Annotated in this window: 15 protein-coding genes and 1 pseudogene; all 16 read right to left on the bottom strand. The window is 49.3% G+C overall.

Annotated features, from left to right (window positions below):
* Positions 1-131 precede the first annotated feature (131 nt).
* The 16 genes and pseudogenes from RWO08_RS03930 to RWO08_RS03855 all read right to left on the bottom strand — a co-directional run bounded on the left by RWO08_RS03930 (position 132) and on the right by RWO08_RS03855 (position 16,548).
* Positions 132-1,871, bottom strand: coding sequence for a serine hydrolase (locus RWO08_RS03930; protein ID WP_314211264.1), 1,740 nt, complete (start codon positions 1,869-1,871; stop codon positions 132-134).
* A complete protein-coding gene (locus RWO08_RS03925) occupies positions 1,868-2,560 on the bottom strand; it encodes a hypothetical protein (RefSeq protein WP_314211263.1) in 693 nt (230 codons plus the stop codon). The genes RWO08_RS03930 and RWO08_RS03925 overlap by 4 nt, the downstream gene beginning before the upstream one ends.
* Positions 2,561-2,817: 257 nt before the next feature.
* A complete protein-coding gene (locus tag RWO08_RS03920; protein WP_314211305.1) occupies positions 2,818-3,549 on the bottom strand; it encodes an amino acid ABC transporter ATP-binding protein in 732 nt (243 codons plus the stop codon).
* Between the two features lie 22 nt (positions 3,550-3,571).
* Positions 3,572-4,984 (bottom strand): amino acid ABC transporter substrate-binding protein/permease, encoded by a 1,413-nt coding sequence (locus tag RWO08_RS03915; protein WP_314211262.1) that lies wholly within the window; start codon positions 4,982-4,984, stop codon positions 3,572-3,574.
* Between the two features lie 106 nt (positions 4,985-5,090).
* A complete protein-coding gene (locus tag RWO08_RS03910; RefSeq protein WP_070756178.1) occupies positions 5,091-5,582 on the bottom strand; it encodes a GNAT family N-acetyltransferase in 492 nt (163 codons plus the stop codon).
* Between the two features lie 153 nt (positions 5,583-5,735).
* The gene (locus RWO08_RS03905) at positions 5,736-6,650 is read right to left on the bottom strand and encodes an ABC transporter ATP-binding protein (RefSeq protein ID WP_268442457.1); all 915 of its coding nucleotides are present in this window, start codon (positions 6,648-6,650) and stop codon (positions 5,736-5,738) included.
* A pseudogene (locus RWO08_RS03900) lies at positions 6,643-7,704 on the bottom strand (ABC transporter ATP-binding protein). The gene RWO08_RS03905 and the pseudogene RWO08_RS03900 overlap by 8 nt, the downstream one beginning before the upstream one ends.
* Before the next feature lie 9 nt (positions 7,705-7,713).
* Positions 7,714-8,634 carry an ABC transporter permease gene (locus RWO08_RS03895; protein ID WP_291428033.1) on the bottom strand — a complete coding sequence of 307 codons (921 nt, stop codon included), beginning with the start codon at positions 8,632-8,634 and terminating at the stop codon, positions 7,714-7,716.
* Positions 8,631-9,563 carry an ABC transporter permease gene (locus RWO08_RS03890; protein WP_023391453.1) on the bottom strand — a complete coding sequence of 311 codons (933 nt, stop codon included), beginning with the start codon at positions 9,561-9,563 and terminating at the stop codon, positions 8,631-8,633. The genes RWO08_RS03895 and RWO08_RS03890 overlap by 4 nt, the downstream gene beginning before the upstream one ends.
* A gap of 310 nt (positions 9,564-9,873) precedes the next feature.
* Positions 9,874-11,487 (bottom strand): peptide ABC transporter substrate-binding protein, encoded by a 1,614-nt coding sequence (locus tag RWO08_RS03885; protein WP_314064511.1) that lies wholly within the window; start codon positions 11,485-11,487, stop codon positions 9,874-9,876.
* A gap of 122 nt (positions 11,488-11,609) precedes the next feature.
* Complete coding sequence (truA, locus tag RWO08_RS03880; protein WP_291428038.1) at positions 11,610-12,383, bottom strand: tRNA pseudouridine(38-40) synthase TruA; 774 nt, start codon at positions 12,381-12,383, stop codon at positions 11,610-11,612.
* A gap of 4 nt (positions 12,384-12,387) precedes the next feature.
* Entirely contained in the window at positions 12,388-13,197 is an 810-nt protein-coding gene (locus RWO08_RS03875; RefSeq protein WP_268442470.1) for an energy-coupling factor transporter transmembrane protein EcfT, read from the bottom strand.
* The gene (locus tag RWO08_RS03870) at positions 13,187-14,083 is read right to left on the bottom strand and encodes an energy-coupling factor ABC transporter ATP-binding protein (protein WP_314211261.1); all 897 of its coding nucleotides are present in this window, start codon (positions 14,081-14,083) and stop codon (positions 13,187-13,189) included. The genes RWO08_RS03875 and RWO08_RS03870 overlap by 11 nt, the downstream gene beginning before the upstream one ends.
* The gene (locus RWO08_RS03865; RefSeq protein WP_070756170.1) at positions 14,053-14,892 is read right to left on the bottom strand and encodes an energy-coupling factor ABC transporter ATP-binding protein; all 840 of its coding nucleotides are present in this window, start codon (positions 14,890-14,892) and stop codon (positions 14,053-14,055) included. The genes RWO08_RS03870 and RWO08_RS03865 overlap by 31 nt, the downstream gene beginning before the upstream one ends.
* Before the next feature lie 288 nt (positions 14,893-15,180).
* Positions 15,181-15,561, bottom strand: coding sequence for a 50S ribosomal protein L17 (gene rplQ, locus RWO08_RS03860; protein WP_023391459.1), 381 nt, complete (start codon positions 15,559-15,561; stop codon positions 15,181-15,183).
* A gap of 42 nt (positions 15,562-15,603) precedes the next feature.
* Positions 15,604-16,548 (bottom strand): DNA-directed RNA polymerase subunit alpha, encoded by a 945-nt coding sequence (locus RWO08_RS03855; protein WP_070756169.1) that lies wholly within the window; start codon positions 16,546-16,548, stop codon positions 15,604-15,606.
* Positions 16,549-16,586: the final 38 nt, after the last annotated feature.

The following is a 16,586-nucleotide window of genomic DNA, read 5'->3' as shown; positions in this document are numbered from 1 at the left end:
AATAGACTATATGCAATACTCATTTATAATGCAGTGTCAAAATTAACCAGTCACGCCTAACAGCCCTCTCCTTTTACCCACAAAGAAAAGTCCCAATATATCATATATGATATATTGGGACTTTTTCATTTTTAACGATAGAAGCCTTGCTCTGGGTCATAAGGGTGCCAGAGGTCGGAACGAATCTGGTTGAAGGCCTCATAAACCCGTTGGGACAGGCGGCCTACTTGGTCGAAGCGCGCATCATAGTCACTCCAGGAGTTGGTGTAGACGGCAATGGAATAGCTGCCGTACTGGGTCACGAAGGTGGCCACATCATTTTGCTCTGGGGCACCTAGACCTGACTTGTTCCAGGAATCTGTCTCATAGAGATAGGTCCGCAGGAAGGAATGGCTGTTGAGTCGCAACTTGTCAATCAACATGGAATCCCATGGCTCGCCATTGAGCTCATGGTTGGCCAATTTAGCGAAGAGACGCGCCGCATTATCTGGGGTGGTCTGGAAGCGGCCATTATCATTCTGGTAGTATTTACCTTCCAGATAGGTATCCAACATGCCCAACTCATGGGCGTGCTGGGTCACGATGCCCCCGCCACCCACGGCTTCAATCAGCATATTAGCCGCCGTGTTATCACTATAGATGGCCACATAGTCGACCAGCTCATCTAGGCTGTAAACCGTCCCTGCCGGTGACTCATTAATATGGCCGGCACCTGGCACAATGTTAGAACCTTCCATGGCCATGGTCTGGCTTGGCTGGAGCTTGCCTTCCTTGTACTGGCGGTAAAGCTCGGTCAAGACATAGATTTTCTGCGTGCTGGCAGGGAAGAAGATTTGATTATCCACATCCACTTGGGCCATGGTCTCATTATCGACGAAGGAAGCCCCCGCCATAATGCCCATGCTGTCGATTTCCTCGCGCATAATTTGCTGGACGGTGTCAATGAGCTTACGCTCGCTATAGTTGGTTAAGACATAGTCTTGATAGGTCAAATCCTGACGAATCCAGCCCAAGTCTTGGTAGCCGATGGCCACATGGAGCCAGGTCTGGTTATCAACTACAGCTTCCTCAGTCACTTCCATAGGAATATCCGCATACTTGTTGGTATTGGCTAGGAAGTAGGAATTAGGCTGGCCTGGGAAGTTAGATAGTAAGAGCCCATCCCGACCGCGGTTGAGAATGGAATAACGAATGGACTGGCGGTCCACGTAATACATGGGTTCACTCTTAGCCTTGAGGTAGACAAAGCGGGCTTGGTAACTCGGCACGAAGGACTGGATAAAGGTCGCCTCATCAGCCCGTAGGCGAGCCGTTTCCTTGTCGATGGTTGCCTGCTGGTCTAGGCGGCCATCCTTATAGTAGGTCCACTCACTACCAGGTTGGCCAAACCAGCCCGTATAAGGCCGGCCATGGCGATAGAGGTATTCCTCCTGCTTTTGGCCCCAATACCAGGCGAAGCCATTGGCATCCGTATCGGTCACCTGACGAACCCGTCGGGCGAAGGAGGTCTCGGTACGTTTATCTAATTCTTGCTTAGTAAAATACTGGGCGCTAGGCGCTTGGTTTTCAGGTTGAATGTCGACCTGACGCAGGTCCTCAACCAATACCTCCCGCTGGGGATCCAGGTCCACCGTATAGGTATCCACCCAGTTGGCCGCCCGCGCCAAGTGCGAGCGCTCGGTCGATTGCTTCATTTGCGGCATGAGCCATAGGAAAAAGGCCGCTGCCACTAGCACCAGACCTGCCACCAGGCCTAGGGCTAATAAATAGTAATGCTTATAGGAGCCAGGCGTCTGCTCTGTCCGCGTCTTCTTAGGTGCTTTCTGGCCCTTATGATCGGAATGGTACTGAGTCCGTGCTGGTTGACTCAAGCTGGCTGCCCCCCTTCTTGATTAGCCGGCGCAATCACAAAGCGGAAGCGTGGCAGGAAGTGCTGGAAGAGGGCCTCAGTGTAGGCTAAAGTCGGCATCATGGCTTGGAAGTCCGGATAGGAGAAACGTTCCCGTAGGGCAATCTCATCCGCCCCCTGGTTGACGGCACTGGACACGATATAGGCGTCATAGTCTAACTCGGTCAGGCCTCCCCCTTGGTCAGCATACCACTGGCCAGCTACTAGGCGGAAGATATAGTCTTCCTCTAGGCTTTCCCGAAGGGCGTCTTGGTCGATATCAGGGTCTTCTTCTGTCATTTCCTTGAGTTGGCTGTAGACGGTCGTTGCCATATCTTCAGCATCTAGGACATATTGAGCCGTCTCCGCAATATAAGAGGCTAGGAAAGGCAGGATATGTTGATAGAAGCGGGTCTGGATCTGGCTTTGGCGGAAGAGGTCCATAGCATAGTGCTTGAGGTCGGTCAGGTTACTGACCCCTTGCAAGCCTAGTTCTGCCACCTGCTGGTCCGTCAGGCTGGTCTCTGGTTGAGCTAGCTCAGGATAGGCTTGCTTAGCGACTTGATGGATAAAGACGCGGGCCACCTCTTCCCAAGAAGGTAAATGGATATCAAAGTAATAGTCGGGCACCTGCAAGGCAGTGATTGGCAGGTAATGACTGACTTGGTTCATGGATAAGTCTCCTCTGTTCTGAATTCACTTTACCATTGTGGCAAATTTTCCCGGATTTAGCAAGGATTTTTGACTAAAAAGGCCGGTCAATCACTTTATTAAAGGGCTAGTAGCAGCCCCATTGGCTCTGGCCCCATAATTTGTGTCCAATGGAGCACGTAATTTTGCTGACTCAGACCCTATTTATCTATGTAATAGATAAATAGGGTAAGCAAAAACCTAGCCATGCAGTGGCTAGGTTTTACTGGTTAGCTTAATTAATGAAGCACCTTATTCAGGAAGCTTTGGGTCCGTTCATGGCTTGGATGGCTGAAGAGTTCTTCAGGCACGTTTTCTTCGACGATGAAGCCACCATCCATGAAGATGACGCGGTCGGCCACTTCACGAGCGAAGCCCATTTCGTGTGTGACCACAATCATGGTCATGCCGTCTTCGGCTAAGCGCTTCATAACGTCTAGAACATCGCCGACCATCTCAGGGTCCAGGGCGGAAGTTGGCTCATCGAAGAGCAGGACATCTGGTTGCATAGCCAGGGCTCGGGCGATGGCCACCCGTTGCTTTTGTCCCCCGGACAGGGAGTTAGGCGCTACATGGGCCTTGTCGGCCAAGCCAACTGACTCTAAGAGATAGAGGGCCAGGGACTCGGCTTCAACCTTGGATAGGCCTTTGAGCTCGATAGGTGCTAGGGTGATATTGTCCAAGACACTTAAGTGTGGGAAGAGGTTGAAGTGTTGGAAGACCATGCCAATATTCTGACGAATCTTGTTGATGTCTTCCTTAGGGTCTGTGATGTCTACCCCATCCACGAAGACCTTGCCCCCGTTAATTTCTTCCATACGGTTGAGGCAGCGTAACATGGTAGACTTGCCAGAACCGGAAGGGCCGATGACACAGACTACTTCCCCCGGTTGAATGGTTAAGTCGATAGACTTAAGCACCACATTATCGCCGTATTGTTTCTTAAGTCCGCGAACCAGGACTTTTGGCATTTCTTGGCTGAGTTCTGTCATCTTACTTCCCTCCTTCTAGACGTTTGGATAGGCGTGTTAAGGCCGTAATGACAATCAGGTAGATGAGGCCGACAATCAACCACATAGAGCCAGATTGGTAGGTACGCGCGATAATGACGCTCCCGGTTTGGGTCAATTCGACCAAGCCGATAACCGACAGAATCGAAGTGTCCTTAAGGGTAATGACGAATTGGTTGATGAAGGATGGAATCATGAGCTTGATGGCTTGAGGCAGGATAATCTTCTGCATAGTCTTACCATAAGAGAGCCCTAGACTGCGGCTGGCTTCCATCTGGCCCTTGTCAATGGCTTGAATCCCCCCGCGGACAATTTCCGCTACATAGGCCGCCGCGTTGAGACTAAGAGTCATGATTCCTGCTGCCGCCGAACTGAAACGCACGCCAGTCATTTGTGGAATCCCGAAGTAGATGAAGAAGGATAGGACAATCAAGGGCACCCCACGCATAAGGTCGACATAGACTGCGGCAATCCCACTCAACCAAGGGTTGGCTTGGACGCGCAATAGGCCTAGGATAATCCCTAAGATGAGGGCTAGTGCCACTGAGATGAAGGCAATCCACAAGGTGGTGCCTAAACCTGACAAGAGGGCAGGACCATTCTCAGCCACTTGACCGAAGAAGGAGTTTTGAGCACTAGCTTCCGCATCCTCCCCAATATACTTATCTAAAATACTTTGGTATTTACCAGAAGATTTGAGGCTAGCCAAGCCACGGTTGAAGGCTGCCAAGAGCTCAGCATTCTTGCCTTTTTTAACCGCAAAACCGGTTTGGCTGGTTTCTAATTTTTCGCCAATAAGCTTGAGGCGGAGATTCCCGTTCTTAATGGCATAGGCAATGACGGGCGCATCTTCGATGGTCGCGTCACTGTTACCCGTTAAGACATCTTCATACATATTAGCCGAATCCTTGAAGGTCACCACAGTGAACTTGTAGTCGTCCTTCAACTTGTTAGCCAAGTCGGCTCCGGCGGTCCCAGTTTTAACTGCGATTTTCTTGCCACGCAAGCCTTCTAGATCCGAAATCTTGCTGTCAGCGGCTACCGCGAATTGGAGACCGGACTCATAGTAGTTATCAGAGAAGTCGAAGCTGGCCTTACGAGCATCGGTAATGGTCATACCGGCAATGGCGCCATCTACTTGGTCACTCTCCAAGGCTTGAACAGCCGCAGCAAAGCCCAGGGGCTTGATTTCATAGGTGAAGCCTTCTGCTTCCGCAATGGCTGCTAGTAAGTCCATATCAATCCCCACATAATTGCCTGAGGAGTCTTGGAATTCGAAGGGTGCAAAGGTTGTATCCGTCGCAATCACATAATGTTCAGCGGCCTTAACACTTGGTACTTGTAGGCCTAAGAAGACCACCAAGACCAGCATAAGCCTTTTAATCATATCTTTCATAAACTGGTTCACTCCTTTTATATACTCCAACAGTATAGAGGACGGTCCCAGACATTGCAAGGAAGAGGTAACAAGTTATGTTAGATTATCTAACATAGGATGCCACTTAAAGGTCTTTCTGGAACCAGGCCACATCCTGCCAAGCATCAAATTTATAACCCACCTTCTCGAATAAGGCCACTTGGTGATAGCCTTGCTTGAGGTGGAACTCCACACTACCCTCACCAGGATAGGCCACACAGGCGGTCACCCGCCGAATACCTTGCTGGCGCAAGGCTTCTTCTAGAGCCGCATAGAGCTTGGCCCCGATGCCCTGACCCCGGACTGAGCGCTTGAGATAGACAGAGACTTCGGCCACATACTGGTAGGCTGCTCTGGGATGGAAGGCCGAGCCATAGGCATAGCCCACTACTTCTCCCTCCAATTCCGCCACCAAGTAGGGATAGTGGGCCAGGGTCTGCTTAATCCGCTGACGAAAATCTGACACAGAGGGCACTTCATACTCGAAGGAAATCACCGTCCGCTCCACATAAGGCCGGTAAATGGCTCTCAGGCTTGGGGCATCTTGTGGGTTGGCGGACCGAATAACGATTGACATGGCGGACATCCTCTCTGCACTCTCTGGCTAAAGTTCCTTCTATTGTGCCATCCAGGCCTCTTAAATGCAAGCCAGGTGGCCTCAGCTTACACAATAGTAACCTGGCTGTAACCAAAAAAGGCTGAGATTTCAATCTCAGCCTTAAAAGCTAGCTTAACGGGCTTGCATCCAGCGTTGGAATTGCTCATCGCTGGCATAGACATAGTGGCCCTCTGCTACTTGATGTTGACTTAGGGGCGCATCGGTTGCCTCATGTTGATAAGGCTGACGCACACGTGTGCTCTCACTAATTGGGTCCGGTTGAGGAACCGCTGATAGGAGGGAGCGGGTATAAGGGTGGACAGGTGAATGATAGAGATCGTGGGCTGGGCCTACTTCGACGATTTTACCTGCGTACATCACCGCAATGCGGTCACTAATGTACTTGACCATGGACAGGTCGTGGGCAATGAAGAGATAGGTCAGGCCACGTTCCTTCTGCAGGCGTTTGAGCAGGTTAACCACCTGAGCTTGAATGGACACGTCCAAGGCTGAAATGGGCTCATCGGCAATGATAAAGCGCGGCTTGAGCGCCAAGGCCCGGGCAATCCCTAGCCGTTGACGTTGACCCCCTGAAAACTCGTGAGCATAGCGGTTGGCATGCTCGCGGTTGAGACCCACTGCTTCCAGTAATTCAGCAATGCGGTCTGCCCGCTCCTGCTTATTGCGATAGAGGCCATGAATATCAAAACCTTCGGCAATAATTTCCCCGGCGGTCATCCGCGGGTTGAGGGAAGCATAAGGATCTTGGAAGATCATTTGCACGTCGCGAGCGAAGGCTTGACGTTGAGCCTGAGACTTAAGGTCTGATACTGGCTTGCCGTCGAAGATGATTTGACCATCAGTGATGTCATAGAGGCCAATAATGGAACGACCCGTCGTCGACTTACCACAACCTGACTCCCCAACCAAGCCTAGGGTCTCCCCTTCATAGACATCGAAGCTAATGCCGTCAACGGCCTTAATAGGCGCTGACTTCTTGCCAAAGTGTTGGACTAGGTTTTGAACTTCTAATAACTTCTTAGGCATGTGGCACCTCTTCTCTACGCGCTTGATAAGATTCAATCCGGTGGCGAATCACCTCAGGTAGTTCTACCTTAGGCGCCTCAGGATGGAGTAGCCATGTTTTGGCATAGTGGCCAGGACTCACCTCATAGAAAGGTGGTTCTGCCTTGTAATCAATTGCCAGGGCGTAAGGGTTACGTGGCGCAAAAGCGTCCCCTAGTGGTGGATTAATCAAGTTAGGTGGCGCACCTGGAATGGTATAGAGCTCCTCGCTATCTTCACTATCCAAGTCTGGCATAGAGCCCAATAGGCCCCAAGTATAAGGATGTTTAGGATTATAGAAAATGTCATGAGAAGAGCCATACTCGACGATTTGGCCGGCATACATAACCGCCACGCGGTCAGCCACATTGGCTACTACACCCAAGTCGTGGGTGATAAAGATAATGGCATTGCCGTTCTTCTCTTGAATTTTCTTCATGAGTTCCAGGATTTGCGCCTAGATGGTCACGTCTAAGGCAGTGGTTGGTTCATCCGCAATCAAGATCTTAGGCTCAGCGGCCAAGGCAATAGCGATGACCACCCGTTGCCGCATCCCACCAGAAAACTCGTGAGGATACTGCTTAAAGCGACGTTCTGGATCTGGAATCCCTACTTCTGCTAGGAGCTCAATAGCCCGTTGCTTAGCAGCTTCCTTGCTGACCCCTTTCTTGTGGGTCAGAATAACTTCCATGATTTGCTTTCCTACTCGCATGGTAGGGTTAAGGGCCGTCATAGGGTCTTGGAAGATCATGGCGATTTCATTACCGCGGATACTTTCCATTTCCCGTTCAGATAATTTGAGCAGGTCCTTGCCCTCGAAGAGGATTTGGCCATCTTCATAACGACCAGCAGGCTGCGGAATAAGGCGCATCAAGGCATTAGAGGTTACACTCTTACCTGAGCCAGACTCCCCTACAATAGCCAGGGTCTCACCCTTGGCCAAGGTGAAGTCTACACCCCGTACTGCCTGTACTAGACCGGCATAAGTCTTGAAATTAATGCGGAGATTCTTTACTTCTAACAATGGTTCAGTCATGAGATCTCCCTACTTTCTTAATTTTGGATCCAAGGCATCCCGCAAGCCATCGCCAATGGTATTGAAGGCGAAGATGGTAATGGAGATGAGCAAGGCTGGGAAGATAAGACGCCATGGGGCTGTTGCCAAGGCTTCGTTCCCTTCGGAGGCCATGGTCCCCCAGCTGGCCATAGGTTGGGTAACCCCCAAACCAAGGTAGCTTAGGAAGGACTCGGTAAAGATTGCCCCCGGAATTGATAAGGTCATGGTGACGATGATGCCACCCAAGGCATTTGGAATCAAGTGGCGACGGATTAGGTGCCAGGTGCTAGCCCCCAAAGTCCGAGAAGCTAAGACATACTCCTGGTTCTTAATAGATAGAACTTCCCCCCGCACAATCCGGGCCATACGTACCCAACCAGTCAAGGATAGGGCCACAATCATTGGTAGCAAGCCCTTGTCCAGGACCACCATGACTAGGACCACGACCAAGAGATAAGGTAGCGCGGTTAAGACGTCGGCAATCCGCATCATGACATCGTCCACACGTCCCCCTAGGACGCCAGCTGTCGCGCCCCATAGGACGCCAATTACTAGGTCAATGACCGCTGCAATCAAGCCGATGAAGAGGGAGATGCGAGCACCCACCCAGACACGGACGAAGACATCCCGTCCCAGGTTGTCGGTCCCGAAGAGGTAGGTGGCATTTGGGGCCGTATTGTAAGAGCCCGTTTGATCACTAAAGCTAATTGGCCAGAACATAGGCACGAAAATAGCTAAAAGGGCAATGACTACCAGCAAGGCCACGCTGAAGAGGGCCAACTTGTTACGGGCAAAGGTATGGAAGACTTGGCCCCAGAAGGAAGTAGTCTTCTGGCTTAAGACGTCAGTCTGGTCTTCTTTGATCCCGACCAACTCAAAATCTTGGGCTGTATATTCTACTTGGCTCACGCTGACTCGCCTCCTTCTAACTTAATACGTGGATCAATCCACATATAGACAATATCCACCACTAAAACTGCAAATAAGAGCAGGATGGAATAAAAGACCGTGGTCCCCATAATGACCGTGTAGTCACGGTTGGTAATGGACTTAACGAACTGGCCACCCAAACCTGGAATGGCGAAGATGTTTTCGACAATGAAGGAACCTGTGACAACCCCAGCCAAGAGTGGCCCTAAGTAGGACACAACTGGCAAGAGGGCATTACGCAAGGTGTGCTTGAAGACAATCTTCCACTTGCTGAGGCCTTTGGCCTTGGCTAGCTTGACATACTCGGAGGTATTCTGTTCCAACATACTAGACCGGGTTAATTTGGCAATATTCCCCATGAAACCTAAGCCGAGAGCCAAGGATGGCAGAATGGTGTAGTTGAATCCTTTCCAACCAGACACTGGGAACCAGCCCAATTGTACGGCGAAGAGGTATTGGATTAAGCCCGCCAAGATAAAGGAAGGCACAGAAATCCCTAGTACCGCCACTACAGTCGCGGCATAGTCGCGCACCTTGTTATGGTAGGTGGCAGAAATAACCCCTAAAGTCGTCCCCAAACCAACGGCGATGACCAAGGCTTGCATCCCTAGGGCTAAGGATACTGGGAAACTAGAAAAGATGATGTCGTTGGTTGAACGGCCCCGGTACTTCATGGAATAACCGAAGTCGAACTTGAGAATGCCCACTAGGTAATCTCTGAACTGGATATACCAAGGGTTGCTCAGGCCATACTGCTTGTTGAGCTGGGCTTGAATGTTAGCCGGCAAGGCCTTCTCGCTGGCAAATGGGTTCCCTGGTGCAATTCGCATCAGGAAGAAGGTCAAAGTGATAATACAGAATAAGGCAATGACCATATAAATTAGGCGCTTGAAGATATATTTGCGCATGTCTACTCCTCCTCTAATAATTTAAGGGCGGGGGATCAGTATAAACCCGACCTCTTATTTGCTACTTCTATTCTCTCATTAAAATCACGGCTTAAGATTTGACTTACTAAGCGTGAGGATGACCTTCTGCCAGCTTTTTTGCCCATAGCTGACCAAAAAATCACCCGAAAGATTAAAAACACATGAATTAATTTTAATCTTAAATTCACCACTTGTCAATATTTTTTCCGACAATGAGCGTTTTCATGACACAAAAATATCCCCTTGCTAAGCAAGGGGATACTAGGAATCAGCCCTAATTCATGGAAGACTATTCTACTTCTAAGTATTTCAAGTCAATCTTACCAAGAGGCGATGTTGCTAGGCCCTTGATGTTGTCTTTCTTAACACTTACTTGAGTGTAGTCATAGATTGGAATAACTGGCATTTCGTCCATTAAGACTTTTTCAGCCTTCTTCAGAATTTCTAAACGTTTGTTAGCGTCAGTTTCTTTGGCTGCTTCTTCCAGGTACTTAGCGTAGTCTGCATTTTCCCAACCAGTGTAGTTGTTACCCGCATCAGCGCTACGGTATTGATCTAAGAAGGTTAAGGCATCGTTGAAGTCACCAGACCAACCTAAACGCGCCACTTGGAAGTCACCGGTCTTGAGACGATCTAAGTAAACTTGGAACTCAGAGTTGTCCAATTCTACCTTGATCCCTAAGTTCTTAGACCAACCTTCTTGGATGTATTGAGCGATAGCTGCGTGAGCTTCACTAGTGTTCATAGAAATCTTAACAGTCAATTCACTTGGGTCCTTGAGACCTAATTCTTGTAAACCTTTAGCCAAGTATTCTTTGGCGCCTTCATAGTCGGCATCCTTGAAGTAGTTAGCATCTGCTTCGAAGCCAGTAACTGAAGCTGGCACAATCCCCTTAGCAGGTTTTTGTTCAGCCTTGGTAATGTTAGTTACCAAACCTTGACGGTCAATAGCTAAAGCCAAAGCCTTACGGATATTGACATTAGACATTACAGAGTCCTTGGTGTTGATTTTGTAGACGTAGATAGCTGACTGTGGTGTAACCTTAAGAATCCCTTGTTTCTTGAAGCCTTCAAAAGAATCTAAAGACAAGGTCCCGAATGGTGCGCTGACGAAGTCAATCTCACCAGATTGGAACATCTTGGTGACGGTTGAGTCAGACTCAACGATTTGAGCGTTAACACGGTCAACCTTGACATTGTCCTTATCCCAGTATTGGTCATTCTTTTCTAAGGCTAGGTCCGCATTGTGGTTCCACTCAGCTAACTTGAAGGCCCCGTTAGTGACGTACTTGTCGCTTAAGTCGTCAGCCCAGTCAGCGTTAGCTTCTACCACCTTCTTGTTAACTGGTGCAAAGGCATAGAAAGAAGTTAAGCTTAAGAAGTAAGCAGTTGGGTTGACCAACTTAACTTCTAAGGTAGTGTCGTCGAGCGCTTTGACCCCAACTTGGTCTGCGCTACCTTTGCCCTCGTTGTAGGCTTGCGCCCCTTCGATGACGAAGAAGAGCCCTGCGTAGTCAGCCCCTGTTTCAGGGTTGATGACACGTTTCCAGGCATATTCAAAGTCACCCGCTGTAACAGGGTCACCGTTAGACCATTTAGCATCTGAACGAAGCTTAAAGGTATAGGTCTTGCCATCTTCGCTGACTTGCCAAGATTCAGCCACACCAGGCACTTGGCTCTTGAAGTCTTGCGATTCACGGGTCAAGCCTTCGAAGACGTTATGGATGATGTTGCCGCTTGGCGCATCAGACGCTTTGGCTGGGTCGATGCTTGCCATTTCTGAAGACACAACGGTGTTGACTTCTTTACCTTGAGCGTGTGCCGGTAAAGGTGTTGGTAAGCTTGCAGCCAAGGCTAAAAAGGCAGCGCCGGCTAACAAGGATTTCTTGAGTACTTGTTTCATAAGTATCCTCCTTAGTAAAATTAAAATCACATGAGTTAATTTTAAGGGAACTCTGAACGAATGTCAATGTTTTTTTAATAGCAAAGATCAAGCCCCCTTGCTAGGCAAGAGAGCTTGGTCAATCATTTAGTAAATGGCGAGAGCTCATAGAAAACTTGCTGGAGATAGAGTCCCTGTGGTGGCGCCGTCGGCCCTGCTTCCTTGCGGTTCTGAACCTTAATCAAACGCTCCAGTTCATTAACAGGACGCAACCCATCCCCGATTTGCAGGCTAGTACCGACCAGAATCCGAATCATATTATAGAGGAAACCTGTCCCCTGGAACTGGAAGACCAGTTCCTGCTGGTCCTGATCTTGCCAGACTCGGGCCATATGAACGGTCCGCACCTTGTTTTCCTTATCGGTCTTGGTCGAACAGAAGCTAGTGAAGTCGTGGGTTCCCACCACTGCCTCCAAGGCTTGATTGATTCGATCTAAGTCATAGCGATAAGGATGGTGGAGACTGTAGAGACGTTTGAAGGGATTGGCATAGGCACCTATATCCACCCGATAACGATACTCTTTACCGATGGCATGGTAGCGGGCATGGAAATCATCGGCCACCCGAGCCACTGCCACTACCTTAATCGCCGGGTCCAAGAGGGCATTGAGAGCTCTTTGCATGGCTTGTTGAGGCATAGGGGCAGGATAATCAAAATGTACTACTTGGCCCAAGGCATGGACACCCGAATCAGTCCGGCCTGACGCCACTGTGGGAATGGTCACGCCTTCTGGGCACTTTGCCATTTTGATTAGAGCCGCGTCTAGATTGGCCTGAATAGAAGGGCCATTGGGTTGGACTTGGTAGCCGACGAAGCGACTCCCGTCATAAGCGAGTTGAATGGCATAACGTGGCATGGCCTCACCCCACTGGCCAGAAACGGCTAGCTAGCAAGGCTAAGGTCAGGACTAGCAAGGCCCAACGCACTTGTCTATCAGCTGGGCTATAGGCCAACTGGCGATACTTGGTACGGCCTTCTGCTCCGCGATAGCCCCGCGCTTCCATGGCGGTTGCCATTTCTTCGGCCCGGTTGAAGGCAGAGATGAAAAGGGGCACCAGAATTGGTACGACAGCCTTCATTCTCTGCATGAGGCTACCTTGATCGAACTCTACCCCACGCGAGCGCTGGGCGTTCATGATTTTCTGGGCTTCATCCATGAGGGTTGGCACATAGCGCAAGGCGATAGCCAGCATGAGGGCCAACTCGTGGGCAGGGAAGCCAAAGCGAGTCAGTGGCCGCAAGAGATGTTCAATCCCATCCGTTAGCTCCAGGGGCGCTGTCGTTAAGGTTAGAATAGTAGACATCATAATAATGAGGACCAGACGCATGAAGATAAAGGCCCCACTCTCCAAACCACCAGTCGAGAGGACAAAGGGTCCCCACTGCCAGAAGACATGGCCCCCATTAGTGAAGAGAATCTGAAAGACCACGGTAAAGAGAATCAGCCAAATCATGGGCTTGACCCCATTAATAAAGAACTTAAAGGAAAGACCGGTCAACTTAATAGCCAAGAGGGTAAAGAGCGCCAAAATGGCGTAACCCAACCAGGAATCGGCTAAGAAGACCGCAAAAATAAAGTAGAAAGAAGCTAGCAACTTGGTCCGTGGATCCAGTCGATGGACCCAGGAATCCATATTGATATAGCGTCCCAGTAACATTTTATCCAACATGGCCGGTCCCCTCCTTAGCTGGAAGATGGGCCATGAGCAAGTCGGCTAAGGCTTCAACGGTCAGGGGCGCCTGGTCGATAGCTAGGGCCTGGTCCCCTAAGCGCTCCTGTAATTTCTCCAGAAACTGCATGGAGCGTGGCACATCTAAGCGCCGTTGGCGCAACCAATCCGTCTGGCTGAAGACCTGTTCAGGCGTCCCCGTCTTAGCCACCGTGCCCCCTTCCATGACAATGACATGATCGGCATAGCGGGCAACGTCATCCATTTGGTGACTGATTAAGACCAGGGTCAACTTATCCTCTTTTTGGAGGCGCATGAACATGTCCAGCATTTGGGCTTGACCCAGTGGGTCTAGGCCGGCAGTTGGCTCGTCTAAGACCAACACTTGCGGTTCTAAGGCCAGAACGCCGGCAATGGCCACCCGTCGCATTTGGCCTCCACTGAGATCGAAAGGCGAGCGCTCATAGAGGTCCGGACTGATGCCGACCAGGGATAATTTTTCCTTAGCAATGGCGAGCGCGTCCTCTTCCGAGACACCAAAATTCAAAGGTCCAAACATGACATCCTTGAGGACCGTCTCTTCAAAGAGCTGGGCCTCCGGGAATTGGAAGACGACCCCAACTTGCTTACGCAAGGGTTTAAGCGAGGGCAGCTTGGCCGTGGATGTGACCAAGACATCCCCTAGGCGTACTGAGCCCTTGGTTGGCTTAATCAAAACATTAAGGTGTTGAATCAGAGTCGACTTACCTGAACCCGTATGGCCGATGACGGCAGTCACTTGGTGGGCTGGAATGGTTAAATTAACGTCGAAGAGGGCCGCTACCTCAAAAGGCGTATTGGCATTGTAATGGTAACTTACTTTGTCGAATACAATGGTGTGATCCATGTCAATAAGGCCTCCTCATCGAGATAGTTATCCGGCACATCCAGTCCGCGGGCAGCTAGGGCGTCCTTGAGTTTCTGTGAAAAAGGCACATCCAAGCCTTGTTCCACTAATTGCTCACCCATTAGGAAGATTTCTTCTGGTTTCTTGTCTTGAACTAGGCGACCGCCCTGCATCATGAGGATACGGTCAGCTAAGCTAGCTTCGTCCAAATCATGGGTAATGGAAATAACCGTCAGGTTGAAGCGTTCCTTAATCTTACGGATGGCGGCAATCACTTCTTGACGACCGTTAGGGTCCAACATAGAAGTCGCTTCATCCAAGATAATAATGTCAGGTCGCAAAGCCAAGATGCTAGCCAGGGCTACCCGTTGCTTCTGACCCCCTGATAGGCGGGCAGGCTCCTTGTCCTTAAATTCTGACATCCGAACCTCAGCCAGCGCCTCTTCAATCCGGCTAATCATCTCCTGACGTGGCACTCCATTATTCTCCAAGCCAAAGGCCACATCATCTTCTACCGTCGAACCAACAAATTGGTTGTCTGGGTTCTGGAAGACCATGCCAACTGAGCGACGAGCCTCCCAAACGGTCTCTTCGTCAATGGTTAAATCCTTAATGGTTACCTGGCCTGCCGCAGGCACGAGGAGGCCATTCATAATTTTGGCTAGGGTAGACTTGCCTGAGCCGTTTGGCCCAATAATAGCCACCCATTCGCCTTCCTTGATTTCTAGGGAGACATCGGTCAGGGAATTGACCTCGCTACCATAGTAACGAAAATCGATATGCGATAGTTTTACAACGCTTGCTGCCATGTCTGTTTCATCCTCTCTGCCTCTGGGGCCTCCTTGCTACTTTCATAGCTAAAGCCAGTCTCCTGTCTAGCCTTAGCTATGAAAGCAACTCACCCCCTTACTCTACCACCTGGGGGCGTCACTTTCAAGAATTTGAGTATAAGACCAAAAAAAAATCACTTTTACGATGATAGCTAGCGATTGGGGAAGCAGGGCTCCCCCAATCGTGCTATAGAGCTAGACCCTGTAGTTGGTTAGCAAGGCTACAGAATCGTCACACTCCTCATCATAAAGCGAATTCTCACTCTATTATACTAATTCGATGATTGCCATTGGGGCGCCATCACCACGACGTGGGCCGGTCTTCAAGACACGGGTGTAGCCACCTTGGCGATCAGCGTAGCGCTCAGCGTACTCTCCGAACAAACGAGTCAAGACACGTTCAACAACGACTTGATCCCCTTCAACGGTTGCGCTAGCAATCTCGTTACGCAAGAATGCTGCAGCACGACGGCGTGATGCTAAGTCACCTTTTTTACCTAAGGTAATCATTTGATCAACGAATTTACGTACTTCTTTGGCACGAGTTTCTGTGGTTTCGATACGGCCGTATACGATCACATCAGTAGTTAAGTCACGCAATAATGCGTTACGTTGTGCGCTCTTACGTCCTAATTTGCGGTATGCCATTATTCAGTTTCCTCCTTTGCTTTGAATATGAAATATCCTATACTAGTCGTCTTGGCGTAAGCTCAACTCAAGGTTAGCCAATTTTTGTTTGACTTCCTCTAATGATTTACGGCCAAGGTTACGTACTTTAATCATTTCTGCTTCTGATTTGTTAGTCAACTCTTGAATCGTGTTGATGCCCGCGCGTTTCAAACAGTTGTATGAACGAACGGATAAGTCTAACTCTTCAATCGTCATGATTAACATTTTCTCTTTTTCAGCTTCTTCCTTCTCAACCATAATTTCAGTTTGACGCGCTTCATCGTTGAGGTTAACGAAGATATTCAAGTGCTCCGTTAAGATTTTAGCGGCTAAACTTAATGATTTTTCAGGACTAATTGAACCGTCGGTCCAAATATCTAAAGTTAATTTATCATAAACGTTCTTTTGCCCGATACGGGTGTTTTCGACTTGATAGTTTACCTTCTTAATTGGGGTATAGATCGAATCGATTGGCAAGACGCCGATTGGCATGTCTTCCCGTTTGTTGTGTTCGCTCCGTACATAACCACGACCGTTGGCTACGTTGAGACGCATCTTCAATTCAGCGCCATCAGCCAGGGTGCAAATGTAGAGCTCAGGGTTGAGGATTTGCACATCGTTATCATGCATAATATCAGCTGCGGTCACAACTTTTGGACCGGTGACGTTTAATTCAATTACTTTTGACTCTTGAGTGTGAAGTTTCAATGCTAATTTCTTCAAGTTCAAGATAATCGTTGGAACATCTTCCACGACACCTTCAACTGTAGCAAATTCATGCAGTACTCCATCAATCTGGATGCTAGTAACAGCGGAACCAGGTAATGAAGATAATAAAATACGACGTAATGAATTTCCAAGGGTTGTTCCATATCCACGTTCAAGTGGTTCAACGACAATTTTACCAAATTTGGCATCGTCACTGACTTCAATCGTTTTAATTTCTGGCTTTTCAATTTCGATCATCGATTATATTCCCCTTTCAAAACGTTAGTCTTGGTAAT

The sequence above is a fragment of the uncultured Abiotrophia sp. genome (assembly GCF_963520105.1).
In the GTDB taxonomy this organism is placed as follows: Bacteria; Bacillota; Bacilli; order Lactobacillales; family Aerococcaceae; genus Abiotrophia.
Note: the sequence above shows the minus strand (reverse complement) of the source record. Positions and strands in the feature narration are given on the sequence as shown.

Excerpts from the sequence above, each read along its gene's own strand:
- RWO08_RS03925 (WP_314211263.1), bottom strand. The coding sequence starts at position 2,560 with ATGAACCAAGTCAGTCATTACCTGCCAATCACTGCCTTGCAGGTGCCC.
- RWO08_RS03920 (WP_314211305.1), bottom strand. The coding sequence starts at position 3,549 with ATGCCAAAAGTCCTGGTTCGCGGACTTAAGAAACAATACGGCGATAAT.
- RWO08_RS03915 (WP_314211262.1), bottom strand. The coding sequence starts at position 4,984 with ATGAAAGATATGATTAAAAGGCTTATGCTGGTCTTGGTGGTCTTCTTA.
- RWO08_RS03910 (WP_070756178.1), bottom strand. The coding sequence starts at position 5,582 with ATGTCAATCGTTATTCGGTCCGCCAACCCACAAGATGCCCCAAGCCTG.
- RWO08_RS03905 (WP_268442457.1), bottom strand. The coding sequence starts at position 6,650 with ATGCCTAAGAAGTTATTAGAAGTTCAAAACCTAGTCCAACACTTTGGC.
- RWO08_RS03890 (WP_023391453.1), bottom strand. The coding sequence starts at position 9,563 with ATGCGCAAATATATCTTCAAGCGCCTAATTTATATGGTCATTGCCTTA.
- RWO08_RS03885 (WP_314064511.1), bottom strand. The coding sequence starts at position 11,487 with ATGAAACAAGTACTCAAGAAATCCTTGTTAGCCGGCGCTGCCTTTTTA.
- truA (WP_291428038.1), bottom strand. The coding sequence starts at position 12,383 with ATGCCACGTTATGCCATTCAACTCGCTTATGACGGGAGTCGCTTCGTC.
- RWO08_RS03875 (WP_268442470.1), bottom strand. The coding sequence starts at position 13,197 with ATGTTGGATAAAATGTTACTGGGACGCTATATCAATATGGATTCCTGG.
- RWO08_RS03870 (WP_314211261.1), bottom strand. The coding sequence starts at position 14,083 with ATGGATCACACCATTGTATTCGACAAAGTAAGTTACCATTACAATGCC.
- RWO08_RS03865 (WP_070756170.1), bottom strand. The coding sequence starts at position 14,892 with ATGGCAGCAAGCGTTGTAAAACTATCGCATATCGATTTTCGTTACTAT.
- rplQ (WP_023391459.1), bottom strand. The coding sequence starts at position 15,561 with ATGGCATACCGCAAATTAGGACGTAAGAGCGCACAACGTAACGCATTA.
- RWO08_RS03855 (WP_070756169.1), bottom strand. The coding sequence starts at position 16,548 with ATGATCGAAATTGAAAAGCCAGAAATTAAAACGATTGAAGTCAGTGAC.